The 12,800-nt window shown below is 60.7% G+C and carries 13 protein-coding genes; 5 read left to right on the top strand and 8 right to left on the bottom strand.

The window, feature by feature from the left end; translation table 11 throughout:
* Positions 1-100 precede the first annotated feature (100 nt).
* The 4 genes from K3819_RS21120 (at position 101) to K3819_RS21135 (ending at position 5,161) form a co-directional block, all read left to right on the top strand.
* On the top strand, positions 101-1,873 hold the full coding sequence (locus K3819_RS21120; protein WP_221397890.1) for an N-acetylglutaminylglutamine amidotransferase: 1,773 nt from the start codon (positions 101-103) through the stop codon (positions 1,871-1,873).
* A 3-nt stretch (positions 1,874-1,876) separates the two neighbouring features.
* Positions 1,877-3,622: an N-acetylglutaminylglutamine synthetase gene (gene ngg, locus K3819_RS21125; RefSeq protein ID WP_064598480.1), complete on the top strand. Its 1,746-nt coding sequence runs from the start codon at positions 1,877-1,879 to the stop codon at positions 3,620-3,622.
* Positions 3,623-3,683: 61 nt separating this feature from the next.
* Positions 3,684-4,874 carry an osmoprotectant NAGGN system M42 family peptidase gene (locus tag K3819_RS21130; protein ID WP_007950879.1) on the top strand — a complete coding sequence of 397 codons (1,191 nt, stop codon included), beginning with the start codon at positions 3,684-3,686 and terminating at the stop codon, positions 4,872-4,874.
* Positions 4,875-4,933: 59 nt separating this feature from the next.
* Positions 4,934-5,161 carry a YheU family protein gene (locus tag K3819_RS21135; RefSeq protein WP_003192759.1) on the top strand — a complete coding sequence of 76 codons (228 nt, stop codon included), beginning with the start codon at positions 4,934-4,936 and terminating at the stop codon, positions 5,159-5,161.
* A 6-nt stretch (positions 5,162-5,167) separates the two neighbouring features.
* Here the strand turns inward: K3819_RS21135 and csrA are convergent, their stop codons facing one another.
* From csrA to K3819_RS21150, 3 genes are all read right to left on the bottom strand, one after another.
* Complete coding sequence (gene csrA / locus K3819_RS21140) at positions 5,168-5,353, bottom strand: carbon storage regulator CsrA (RefSeq protein ID WP_039770603.1); 186 nt, start codon at positions 5,351-5,353, stop codon at positions 5,168-5,170.
* Between the two features lie 138 nt (positions 5,354-5,491).
* Positions 5,492-5,824 carry a YnfA family protein gene (locus tag K3819_RS21145; RefSeq protein WP_007950874.1) on the bottom strand — a complete coding sequence of 111 codons (333 nt, stop codon included), beginning with the start codon at positions 5,822-5,824 and terminating at the stop codon, positions 5,492-5,494.
* Positions 5,825-5,888: 64 nt separating this feature from the next.
* Positions 5,889-6,704, bottom strand: coding sequence for an SDR family oxidoreductase (locus K3819_RS21150; RefSeq protein WP_064598482.1), 816 nt, complete (start codon positions 6,702-6,704; stop codon positions 5,889-5,891).
* 256 nt (positions 6,705-6,960) lie between these two features.
* On the opposite strand from K3819_RS21150, the gene K3819_RS21155 reads away from it, so the two are divergent.
* Positions 6,961-7,119: a DUF3309 family protein gene (locus K3819_RS21155; protein ID WP_169432680.1), complete on the top strand. Its 159-nt coding sequence runs from the start codon at positions 6,961-6,963 to the stop codon at positions 7,117-7,119.
* 61 nt (positions 7,120-7,180) lie between these two features.
* Here the strand turns inward: K3819_RS21155 and K3819_RS21160 are convergent, their stop codons facing one another.
* The 5 genes from K3819_RS21160 to K3819_RS21180 form a co-directional block, all read right to left on the bottom strand.
* Positions 7,181-9,274, bottom strand: a complete 2,094-nt coding sequence (locus K3819_RS21160) for an LTA synthase family protein (protein ID WP_064598484.1) — start codon at positions 9,272-9,274, stop codon at positions 7,181-7,183.
* 313 nt (positions 9,275-9,587) lie between these two features.
* Positions 9,588-10,193: an START domain-containing protein gene (locus tag K3819_RS21165; protein ID WP_085612152.1), complete on the bottom strand. Its 606-nt coding sequence runs from the start codon at positions 10,191-10,193 to the stop codon at positions 9,588-9,590.
* A 41-nt stretch (positions 10,194-10,234) separates the two neighbouring features.
* The gene (locus K3819_RS21170) at positions 10,235-10,489 is read right to left on the bottom strand and encodes a YkgJ family cysteine cluster protein (protein WP_007950870.1); all 255 of its coding nucleotides are present in this window, start codon (positions 10,487-10,489) and stop codon (positions 10,235-10,237) included.
* A 166-nt stretch (positions 10,490-10,655) separates the two neighbouring features.
* On the bottom strand, positions 10,656-11,129 hold the full coding sequence (locus tag K3819_RS21175) for a translation initiation factor 2 (RefSeq protein WP_221397891.1): 474 nt from the start codon (positions 11,127-11,129) through the stop codon (positions 10,656-10,658).
* A gap of 74 nt (positions 11,130-11,203) precedes the next feature.
* Positions 11,204-12,643: a PLP-dependent aminotransferase family protein gene (locus tag K3819_RS21180; RefSeq protein ID WP_039770612.1), complete on the bottom strand. Its 1,440-nt coding sequence runs from the start codon at positions 12,641-12,643 to the stop codon at positions 11,204-11,206.
* Positions 12,644-12,800 lie beyond the last annotated feature (157 nt).

Consider the following 12,800-nt stretch of genomic DNA (forward strand, 5'->3'; position numbering starts at 1 on the left):
TCTAAAACTCCCACATCCCAGCCGGGTCAGTTTCTGAGTACCGGCCATTTCGGCGCGGTGCAGTGACACCTTCCCCAACGGAAAAACCGGTAAGGACCTTATGTGCGGATTAGCTGGCGAGTTACGTTTTGATCAACAACCTGCAGACCTTGCAGCCATCGAGCGAATCACCCATCACCTGGCGCCTCGCGGCCCCGACGCGTGGGGCTTTCATGCCCAGGGGCCGATTGCCCTGGGCCATCGCCGCCTGAAAATCATGGACCTGTCGGACGGCTCGGCGCAGCCGATGATCGACAGCCAATTGGGCCTGTCCCTGGCCTTCAACGGCGCGATCTACAACTTCCCTGAATTGCGTACCGAACTCGAAGCGCTCGGGTACGCGTTCTATTCCGGCGGCGACACCGAAGTGCTGCTCAAGGGTTATCACGCCTGGGGCGAAGCGCTGCTGCCGAAACTCAATGGCATGTTCGCCTTCGCCATCTGGGAGCGTGATGCCCAACGCCTGTTCATCGCCCGCGACCGTCTCGGCGTCAAGCCGCTGTACCTGTCGCGCACCGGCCAGCGCCTGCGTTTTGCCTCGACCCTGCCGGCCTTGCTCAAGGGCGGCGACATCAACCCGATCCTCGATCCGGTGGCGCTCAACCATTACCTGAATTTCCACGCCGTGGTACCTGCGCCGCGCACCTTGCTGGCCGGTATCGAAAAGCTGCCGCCAGCCAGCTGGATGCGCATTGAAGCAGACGGCACCACGGAGCAGAAAATCTGGTGGACCCTGCCCTACGGACCACACGACGACGAAAAAAACCTGACCCTGGAAGACTGGCGTGACCGCGTGCTCGACAGCACCCGCGAAGCCGTGGCGATCCGCCAACGGGCAGCGGTGGATGTCGGCGTGCTGCTTTCCGGCGGTGTCGATTCGAGCATGCTGGTGGGCCTGTTGCGCGAAGTCGGCGTGGAGAACCTGTCGACCTTTTCCATCGGTTTTCAGGATGCCGGGGGCGAGCGCGGTGACGAGTTTCAGTACTCAGACCTGATCGCAAAACACTACGGCACCCAGCACCATCAACTGCGCATCGACGAAAAAGAGATCATCGAGCAATTGCCCGCCGCGTTCCGCGCCATGAGCGAGCCGATGGTCAGCCACGATTGCATCGCCTTCTATCTGCTGTCCCGCGAAGTGGCCAAGCACTGCAAGGTTGTGCAAAGCGGCCAGGGCGCCGACGAGTTGTTCGCCGGTTATCACTGGTATCCGCAAGTCGACGGCGCGGCCGATCCATATGCGGCCTATCGCCAGGCGTTCTTCGACCGCAGCTACGACGATTACGCCGCGACCGTGCAGCCGAAATGGCTGACTGCCAATGACGCCGCCGGCGACTTCGTGAAGGAACATTTCGCACAGCCCGGCGCCGATGCGGCGGTCGACAAGGCTCTGCGCTTGGACAGCACGGTGATGCTGGTGGACGACCCGGTCAAACGCGTCGACAACATGACCATGGCCTGGGGTCTGGAGGCGCGCACGCCGTTTCTCGACTATCGACTGGTGGAATTGTCGGCCCGCATTCCGGGCCAGTTCAAACTGCCGGACGGCGGCAAGCAGGTGCTGAAGGAAGCCGCGCGACGGGTGATTCCGAGCGAGGTGATCGACCGCAAGAAAGGTTACTTCCCGGTGCCGGGACTCAAGCATTTGCAGGGCGACACTCTGAACTGGGTGCGCGAACTGCTGCTCGATCCGAGTCAGGATCGCGGCCTGTTCAACCCGGTGATGCTCGACAAGCTACTCACTGATCCACAAGGTCAACTCACGCCTCTGCGCGGTTCCAAACTGTGGCAACTGGCAGCCCTGAACCTGTGGCTCAGCGAACAAGGAATCTGATCGATGAAACCTCACGCCACGGCTTACAGCCAACGCCTGCTGCGCGGTCAGACGCCGTCCTACGAACGCTTGCAGGCGCGCCTGGCCGAAGATGGCAGCGAGCCTGCCGCCGAACCGATCGCGGTGCATTGCGGCTGGGGCCGATTGCTCATCGGTCACACCTTCCCGGATCCGGCAAGCCTTGCCCGGGAACTGCTCAACGAGCAGACGGGCGAGCGCGACATTGCTTTGTACGTTGCCGCGCCGCAGCAAATTCTCGGGCTGGAACCGACTCAATTGTTTCTCGACCCGTCCGATACCCTGCGCTTGTGGTTCAGCGATTATCGTCAGGCCACCCGCGTGTTTCGCGGCTTCCGCATCCGTCGTGCGCAAAGTGACGCGGACTGGCAGGGGATCAATCAGCTGTATCAGGCGCGCGGCATGCTGCCGATCGACGCCACCCTGCTCACCCCGCACCATCAGGGCGGCCCGGTGTACTGGCTGGCGGAAGACGACGACAGCGGCGCGGTGATCGGCAGCGTCATGGGCCTCAATCACCAGAAGGCTTACAACGACCCGGAAAACGGCAGCAGCCTGTGGTGCCTGGCGGTCGATCCGCAGTGTTCGCGCCCCGGGGTCGGCGAAGTGCTGGTGCGTCATCTGATCGAACACTTTATGAGCCGGGGTTTGAGCTACCTCGATCTGTCGGTGCTGCACGATAACCGCCAGGCGAAAAACCTCTACGCCAAACTCGGTTTTCGCAACCTGCCGACGTTCGCCATCAAGCGCAAGAACGGCATCAATCAGCCGCTGTTTCTCGGCCCTGGGCCAGAGGCGCAGTTCAACCCTTACGCGCGGATTATCGTCGAGGAAGCCCATCGGCGCGGCATCGACGTGCAAGTGGATGACGCCGATGCCGGGCTGTTCACCCTTAGTCATGGCGGGCGCCGGGTGCGTTGCCGCGAATCACTGAGCGACCTGACCAGCGCCATCAGCATGAACCTGTGCCAGGACAAGAGCCTGACCCACAAAGTGTTGAAAGCCGCCGGGTTGAATGTGCCGTCGCAGCAGCTGGCAGGGAACGCGGACGACAATCTGGCGTTCCTCGATGAACACCAGCGAGTGGTGGTCAAACCGCTGGATGGCGAACAGGGCCAAGGCGTGGCGGTGGATCTGCAGACCATCGAGGAAGTGCAGCAGGCCATCGAAGCGGCCAGACAGTTCGACACTCGCGTATTGCTCGAAAGCTTCCATGAAGGCTTCGACCTGCGGATTCTGGTGATCGGTTTCGAGGTGGTTGCAGCGGCGATCCGCCGGCCGGCGGAAGTGGTCGGCGACGGCCATCATTCCATCGGCGCCCTGATCGAAGCCCAGAGTCGGCGCCGGCAGGCGGCGACCAGCGGGGAAAGCAAGATTCCGCTGGATCACGAAACCCAGCGCACCCTGCACGCAGCCGGTTACGACTACAGCAGCATCCTGCCGGCCGGTGAGCATCTGTTCGTACGGCGCACGGCGAATCTGCACACTGGCGGCACGCTGGAAGACGTCACGGCGATTCTGCATCCGACCTTGGCCGAGGCCGCCGTGCGTGCGGCCCGCGCCCTGGAAATACCCATGGTCGGACTCGACCTGATGGTGCCGGCGGCGGATCAACCACAGTACGTGTTCATCGAAGCCAACGAGCGGGCGGGTCTTGCCAACCACGAGCCGCAACCGACGGCGGAGCGGTTTGTCGATCTGTTGTTTCCGCACAGTCAGCCGGCCGTTTGATCTCTCTTCAGCGTCATTCCCGCGTTGAACGCGCGAATGACGCCCCGCAACAGGAGTTTCCATGACCACCCAAATTCCCGAACCAGATTTGAACTACCTGCAAAAAGTCCTGCTGGAAATGCTCGCCATTCCCAGTCCCACCGGGTTCACCGACACCATCGTGCGTTACGTCGCCGAGCGTCTGGAGGAGCTCGGCATTCCCTTCGAGATGACCCGTCGCGGCACGATCCGCGCCACCCTCAAGGGCAAGAAAAACAGTCCCGACCGCGCAGTATCGGCGCACCTGGACACCATTGGCGCCGCCGTGCGCGCGGTGAAAGACAACGGCCGCCTGACCCTGGCGCCGGTGGGCTGCTGGTCAAGTCGATTCGCCGAAGGCAGTCGCGTCAGCCTGTTCACCGACAACGGCGTGATTCGCGGCAGCGTGTTGCCGCTGATGGCTTCCGGGCATGCATTCAACACGGCTGTGGACGAGATGCCGATCAGTTGGGACCACGTCGAATTGCGCCTGGACGCCTACTGCGCGACCCGCGCCGATTGTGATTCGCTGGGCATCAGCGTTGGCGATGTGGTGGCCTTCGATCCGCTGCCGGAGTTCACCGAAAGCGGCCACATCAGCGCCCGACATCTGGACGACAAGGCCGGTGTCGCCGCGCTGCTGGCCGCGCTGAAAGCCATCGTCGACAGCGGTCAGGAGCTGATGATCGACTGTCATCCGCTGTTCACCATCACCGAGGAAACCGGCAGCGGCGCAGCGGCGGCGTTGCCGTGGGACGTCAGCGAATTCGTCGGCATCGACATCGCCCCGGTCGCGCCGGGCCAGCACTCCAGCGAACACGCGGTGAGCGTGGCAATGCAGGATTCCGGCGGCCCGTACGACTATCACTTGTCGCGGCACTTGTTGCGTCTGGCGGGTGAGCACGAACTGCCAGTGCGCCGCGACCTGTTCCGCTATTACTTCAGTGACGCCCACTCGGCGGTCACCGCCGGTCACGACATTCGCACCGCCCTGCTCGCCTTCGGCTGCGACGCGACCCACGGTTACGAACGCACGCACATCGACAGCCTCGCGGCGCTCAGTCGCTTGCTGGGGGCGTACATTCTGAGTCCGCCGGTGTTCGCCAGCGATGCGCAACCGGCCACCGGGTCACTGGATCGCTTCAGTCATCAGATCGAGCACGAGACGCAGATGGAGAGCGACACCCGTGTGCCGTCGGTGGACAGCCTGGTGGGGCAGCGTTCGGACAGTTGAGTCTGGCCCTCGGCGATCATTCGCCGTAGCATCCCGACATTGATTTAGCCGAGGTGCCCATGCTGATTCCCTACGACGCGCTCGAAGTCGACACCCTCACCCGCCTGATCGAGGATTTCGTCACCCGTGACGGTACCGACAACGGTGACGACACGCCGCTGGAAACCCGCGTACTGCGGGTTCGCCAGGCGCTGACCAAAGGCCAGGCGCTGATCGTTTTCGATCCGGAAAGCGAGCAATGCCAGTTGATGCTCAAGCACGACGTGCCCAAGCACCTGTTCGACTGAAAACGGTCAGCGGCCCTTGCCGCTGGCCTGTTTGCGCTGGATCCGTTCGTAGACCTCGGCGCGATGCACGCCGATCTGCTCCGGCGCTTCGACGCCGAACCGCACGCTGGAGCCGTTGACCGCCAGAACGCGCAAAGTGATGTTGTCGCCGATGGAAATCAGTTCCCCGACAACACGGCTGAGTACAAGCATGGGAGGTGTCCTTCAAGGTTTGCGAGCCTTGAAGATGCGCGGCTTTCGAGCGCCCTACAATGCATGCCGGGCAATTCAGTCATTCCCTACGCGCCAAGGCGCGCAAGCCTTCAGACGTTTCCTTCAGGCCTGCAAGATTCAGCTCGCGGAAAACCGCGGCCCGAACAGGATCACACTGGCCCCGATCACACACAGCGCCACACCGATCCAGTCCGAACCCAACGGGCGGATGCGCTCGACCACCGCCAGCCAGCCAATCGAAGCAATGATATAGATGCCGCCATAAGCGGCGTAGGCGCGACCGGCGTAGGTCGCTTCGACGCGTGTCAACAGCAGCGCAAAGAGAGTCAGACTGATCAGTGCCGGGATCACCCACAAGGCGCTCTTGCCCTGGCGCAACCACATCCAGAACGCGAAACAGCCGGCGATTTCGAACAGCGCGGCGAGAAAAAACCACAGGTAGTTGAGCATGCAAGACATCTCGTCAGGGTGACTGTTGCGGCCACCCTAACGATGCGACGAACCCCGGGCAAGTTCAGCCGTTGTTCTGTTTGGCCTTGGCGCGCATCTTCTCGGCCATCGCGGTCATTTCGTTGTACAGCAATTGCGGGTTTTTCTGTTTGAGCGCCCAGGCCATGCGCCCTTGTTCGTGGGGCAGGATCATGAACTCGCCGGCCGCGACTTGCTGGTAGATGTAGTCCGCAATGTCGCTGGCGGTGATCGGCGAACTTTCCAGCAACTTGCCGACCTGGGCTTTCATCGCCGGCGTCGGGCCCCGGAAAGAGTCCAGCAGGTTGGTCTGGAAGAACGACGGACAGACCACATGCACACCGATTTCCTGCTGAGCCAGTTCGATCAACAGGCTTTCCGACAGGGCCACCACTCCGGCCTTGGCCACGTTGTAGTTGCTCATCGCCGGGCCCTGCATCAGCGCGGCCATCGAGGCGATGTTGATGATCTTGCCCTTGCTCTGCTCCAGCAGCGGCAGGAATGCCTTGCAGCCCTTGACCACGCCCATCAGGTTGATCGCGATCTGCCAGTCCCAGTCCTCCAGCGACAACTCGCTGAAGAACCCGCCCGACGCCACACCGGCGTTGTTGACGATGATGTCGATGCCGCCAAGTTTCACTTCGCAGGCCTGGGCGAACGCCGTCAGCTGGCTGTAATCGCGCACGTCGCAGCGCTGGATGAAGCCGTCGCCGCCGGCCTCACGAACCAGTTTCAGGGTCTCTTGCAAACCGGGCTCGCTGACGTCGGACAAGGCCAGTTGCCAGCCTTCACGCGCCCAGCGCAGCGCGATTTCGCGACCCAGGCCAGAGCCCGCGCCAGTGATCATCATGCGATTTTGCATAGCAGACAGCCTTGTTGTTCCGGGGAAGATGCGCGGAGTGTAGCGAAGGATACGCAGCGACCCACGCTCCATCAGATTGCTGAATGGCGAGGGCAAACCGCGACAACAAACGAAATAAGCGAGCGAGCCAAATACCTTAAAAAAACATTGAATTTTCTTTCATGCGCACCAGTCGGAATTTGTAAGCCGGCTGGATTTAGTTCAACTTCCAGCTGCCCTTGAACACCAAGACTTCACAGACACTATCAACAAGGAAATAGACATGGGCACAATTCTAATCATCATCCTGATCCTGTTGCTGATCGGTGGTCTGCCGGTCTTCCCGCACTCCAGAAGTTGGGGTTATGGCCCTTCGGGCATTATCGGCGTAGTGCTGGTAGTCCTGTTGGTGCTGTTGTTACTCGGTCGGATATGACTGTTTGACCGACAAAAAAAAGAGGCCCTGTGAAGGGCCTCTTTTTTATTGTGCCGACTGATCAGTCCGGCTTGCCGTTAACCACACCGGCGGTATTGTCGATCAGGCTCTTGGTGGCCGTTTGCAGAAACGCTTCGAGCTTGAGTTTCAGCTCGGCAGTGCGCGGTGCATCCGGAATGATTTCAGCAGAAGGATTCGCGCCCAGTTGGTACTGGTAGATCTTCGGCGCCATTTCCTTCTCTTTCGGCAGTACCAGGATCTGGTCAGCGGTGACGATGGCAGTGGTCTGCTCGCTGCCCGACGGCTTGATCACACCGAAACCGGTGTCACCCTGCGGCAGGTTCAGCAGATCGCGGCCCCAGCACTGATGGCGCACTTCGCCACCGAGGCGACCCATGATGGTCGGCACGATGTCGATCTGGGTGCCCACGGTGTGGTCACGGGTACCGAATTTTTCCTGGATGCCCGGTGCGATCATCAGCATCGGCACGTTGAAGCGACCCAGGTCCATTTCGGTGATCTGACGCTCGTTACCGAAACCATGGTCGCCGACGATGACGAACAGGGTTTCCTTGAAGTACGGCTCCTTGCGAGCCTTCTCGAAGAACTGGCCCAGCGCCCAGTCTGCGTAACGCATGGCGGTCAGGTGCTCGTTGAGCGGGCCACGGTCGGTGACGCGTTCGACCGGCAATGGAGTCGGCAAGGCGTACGGCGTGTGGTTGGACAGGGTCTGCAGCAGCGCGTAGAACGGCTTGCCGTTTTCCCGCGCCTTGAGCTCCACCAGACCACGGTCGAACATGTCCTGGTCGGACACGCCCCAGGTCGGATCGGAGAACACCGGGTTCACGAAGTCGTTACGGCCGACGAAGTTGGTCATGCCCTGGTTGCTGAAGAAACCGGACTGGTTGTCCCAGGCAAAGTCACCGTTGTAGACGTAGACATCGTCATAGTCACGCGCACTGAGCAACTGCGGCAGGCCGGACAGTTTGTGGCTGCCTTCCGGGGTCTGCATCAGGTATTCGAAACCCGGCAGGTTCGGGAAGCACGCCATGGTGGCGAACATGCCCTGGTGGGTGTGGGTGCCGTTGGAGAAGAAACGGTCGAACAGCAGGCCTTCCTTCGACAGCTTGTCGAGGTACGGCGTGATGTTGCCCGGCGCGCCCAGTGCGCCCACCGAGTGACCGGCCATGCTTTCCATCAGGATCACGACGACGTTCTTGATCGGCAGGGTCTTGTCGGCAGGCGGCGTGTATTCACGACGCACGGCGGCAATATCGGCATCCACCAGTTTGTCGTCCGGCATCACCAGCATCTCGCGCACCACTTTCTGCGCCTGATCCTGCGGCAGCGTGGCTTTCCAGATGTTGTCACGATCCTCGCCCATCCGGTCCTTGGCCGCCGCGATCAGCGACAGCGTGCCGTTGAGGCCGAGCTGGTTGGCGAAGTTCGAATCGGTGGTGTAAACGTCACCCCAGCGCAGCGGCGGGCCTTGACGCAGGGTGCCGCGAGCCGCCACCACGCAGATCAGCAGGCACACCACGAACACCGCCAGACGCGCATACCAGGGCGCCACTTGACGGGTGCCGACGTTGCCACCGCTGAACGGGCCACGCGGACGGGTCAGACGATCGGCGCCCTTGAATGCCAGGGTCAGGATCAGCGTGCCCACGGCCCAGGCCAGCAGGTAGCGCACCACCGGGAAACCGTACCAGAGCATGCTCATCACGGTTTTCGGGTCTTCCTTCACGTACTGGAACACCAGGCCGTTGAGGCGCTGGTGGAACTCGCGATAGAAGTCCATCTCCATCAGGCCGAGGAACAGCGCGATGCTCGAAGCAACGGTCAGCCACAGACGGAAGAACCCGCGCGCCGCCATGGCCCGGGCACTGAACAGCGCCAGCACCAGCGGAATGCAGACGTACACCACCAGCCGAATATCGAAGCGCAGGCCGTTGGCGAAGGCTTCGAGGAAAGTCGAGGCCGGGGTGTCGAGGATCATCTCGCGGTTGTAGACCAGCAGCGCGAGGCGCAGCACGGAAAACATCACCATCATGACCAGCGCGCACAGAAGCGTGTAGGCCAGATGCGATTTGACGGTCGGTTGCAGCAGGCGACTGGAAGATCGCTGCTGACTCAGGGCGTCCGGGTTTGCCATGTCGTTTTAGGACCCATTGGAAGTTGAAGTTGCAAAAATTCAGCTGCGCCCTGCCCTCTGTTGGCCATTCCAGGCCCCGGGGCTTGCGCGGAGCGCAAATGTTGCACGATCACCGGCGGCATTGCCATTGATTAGTACCCGCTGCCGGACACTTTCATTCAAGGCACAGCGCCGCGGGACAGGTACAAACAGCGCGGGCGAATTGTCTTGGAGACTTTGTGAAAATTTCGTTCAACGCATATTCGGAAACACAATAAACCTGGAAAACAAAACGCCCCGAGTTCTTCGGGGCGTTTACAGATGAACGCGATGTTTACTTCTCGGCGCGTTCTTTCAAGGCTCTCAGGGTATTGAACGGTGCGTCGACCACAAACTTGTTGGCGATCATGGAAGGCACGCTGCCGCCCGGCTCGGTGTGAACCTGATAGGTCACTTCAACCTGATCGCCCTTTGGCACGAACTTCCAGAAGCCTTTGACCTGAGCGACCCGCACAAAGCCCTTTTCTTCAGGCAGGTATTTCGGCACGCCTTCCAGATTACGGGTCAGGCTGCCATCGGCACCTTCAACGGTGGTGACATGCAGGATGGAGTCGCGCGGGGTAACCGGCCATGGCGTATTGAACTGGGTGTAGGTCCAGCTCTGGTCGCCTTCGTGCTTGAGCAGTTTCTGAGTCTTGCACTCGTGAATCCATGCGCAGGCCCCGGACACGTCTTCCTGCAAGGCGCGCAGTTTGGCAATGGTGGTCTTCATCACGGTCACACCCTGATAAGACTTGTAGTCCGAACCCGGCACTTCGCTCAGGGAGACCTTGATGCCGTCCTCGTTCTTGGCGACTTTCCAGTCTTCAGCCTGGGCAACCGAGGTGGCCAGCGCGGCAGTCAAACCACACAACACAGCGATACGATGCAGCGAACCCATAGTCTTATTCCTTATTGTTGAAGTTCCGTTCGTTTGACACATCACGCCGCCGTCATCTGCTCCCACCAGCCGAGCAGTCTGATCGCGTCTTCCTGGCTGCTGCCGCAGACTTCGGGATCGGCCTTGAATCCTGAACAGACCGCCGGACGTTCCGGTCGGCCGAAAATGTTGCACAGGTTATCGACCGACAACTGCACGCAGCGTTCACCGGCAGGTTTGCCATCGGGCATGCCTGGAATCGGCGAACTGATGGAAGGGGCAATGCAGCAGGCGCCACAGCCTTCACGGCATTTCATGACGACGCGTTCCTCGCAGCGGGCAATGTGTTAAAGGGACGCGGAACAGGGTAACCGCTTAAACGGCTGTTTTAAATTGCCTGAACCGGGGTTTTTACGCAGAAACGAAAGTGACTGACCAGTCTCCGACAAAGCGTCTGGTCTGCGGGTCACCGATGGGGACGATTTATTGCTTGAACTCGAAATCCAGTGCCGCGCCTTCGACTTCGCGGCGCTCCTCATTGCGCAGTTGCAGCTGCATTTCGTTGCTGAGCAAACGGCCGTTGAGCTGGAACCCGCTGTTTTTTTCACCAAACATCTGCGGCAGGACCGGATCGCGCTTGGGCAGCGTCACGGAACCGGGAGGTTTCAACTCCTGAACCATGTCTTTCGGCAGGCTCAAATCGAGCTTCGCAGGCGGCAGCGGCGTCTTGGCCACCTCCTTCGCCGATTTCGACTTGGAGGCTACCGGGGCGCGCTTCTTGGCGGGAGCAGCCTTATTCTGCGGTGTTTTTTTCGCTTGAACGGTTTTCTTGGCCGTGACCGGTTTTTTTGCCGTGGCAGTCGCCGGCGTCTTTTCCTGAGCCGCCATGGCGCCAGGGACCTGACCCATCATCAGCAGGCAGAGCACAACCCAGACGGCAGAAAATTTCGCTTTCATGAACCCAACGAAGCTAACGGCAGAGGGCCATATGCTCGCTTGTTGGGCGTCACATGACAAGCTCCGCCATTGGTTCAAAATCCGCCGGCCATCTCCTGGCAGAGCTGGGTGGCCAACATGCCGAGGGTCATCAGCGCCCGTTCCGCCTCGCGATTCCACGGGATGCCGCAATTCAACCGGATGCAGTGGTTGAACTGTTCGGTGTTGCTGAAGATCAACCCCGGCGCAATGCTGATGCCCTGTTGCAGCGCCCGCACGTGCAATTCCTGGGTGTTGACCCGTCCCGGCAGGCTGACCCACAGAATGAATCCGCCGGTCGGCCGGGTCATCTGTGTGCCTTCGGGAAAGTGCTGCTGAACCGCCAGCTGGAATGCGCTGAGATTTTTCCGGTATTCCTGGCGGATGTACCGTAAATGCCGGTCATAGCCGCCGTTTTCCAGGTAGGCCGCGATAGCCATTTGGGTGACGCTGCACGCGGAATGGGTGCTGAAAGTCTGCAAGCGCTGGATTTCCTGCTGGTACTTGCCGGCGATCATCCAGCCGATGCGCACACCGGGCGATAACGTCTTGGAAAAACTCGAGCAATAGATCACTCGATCGAGCCGGTCGTAGGCCTTGAGCGACTTGGTGCGACCCTGCTCGAACATCAACTCGCCATAGATGTCGTCTTCGACGATCTGGATATCGAAGTCCGAGGCAAGGCGCAGCAGTTGTTTCTGGCGCTCTTCGGGCATGGTGCCACCGAGTGGATTGCTCAGGCGAGTGGTCAGCACCAGCGCCTTGATCGACCATTGATTGGCCGCCAGTTGCAGGGCTTCGAGGCTCATGCCGGTGGCGGGGTCACTGGGGATCTCGATGACTTTCAGGCCCAGAAGGTCGGCCAATTGCAACAGACCGTAATAGGTCGGTGATTCGGCGGCGATCAGGTCGCCGGGGCGGGTCAGCACCCGCAACGACATCTGCAACGCATCGACGCAGCCGTGGGTGATCACCACTTCCGAAGGGTCAACGACCACGCCTGCATCACGCATGCGGATCGCCACCTGCCGGCGCAGCGGCTCGAAACCGGGGCTGAACATGTAGCTGAACGCCCGAGGGCTGTGAAAGCGGGTGACCTTGGCCAACTGCTGATGCAGGGCCCGCACCGGCAAATAATCGACACTCGGCACCGCCGCCCCCAGCGGGAACACGCCTTCACGACGGGATTCGACCAGCACTTGCTGAATGATACTGCTGCGGGTGACCAGGCCTGGCCGCTCGACCCGGGCGATGTCTGGCGTGGGCGCCGTCAGTGCGGGAGTCTGGTGCACGTAGTAGCCGGACTGCGGCCGCGCACGGATCAGGCCCTGATCCTCGAGGTTGGCGTAAGCCTGCAACACCGTGGCATGGCTGACGTTGAGCTGCGAACTCATCTTGCGCACCGAAGGCACGCGCTCGCCCGGTTGATAGACGCCACGGCGGATATCTTCGGCCAGCTGTTGAGCAATACGTTGGTAGAGCAAGAGATTGGTCATGACGCAGCACTCGATTTCACGGGCGTTTTATTCTTGTGTGAAACAATACCGGAACAGTTTGGAAGTGTACTGGGACAGTTGCCATATTAGTCAACCATACAGTGCTGTGTCGGTTAAATCTGTACTGCTTTGTGAGGTAATCGACAGACGTAAAAAA

Origin of the sequence: Pseudomonas sp. 3-2 (assembly GCF_019710535.1) — a bacterium.
GTDB classification, from domain to species: Bacteria; Pseudomonadota; Gammaproteobacteria; order Pseudomonadales; family Pseudomonadaceae; genus Aquipseudomonas; species Aquipseudomonas pharyngis.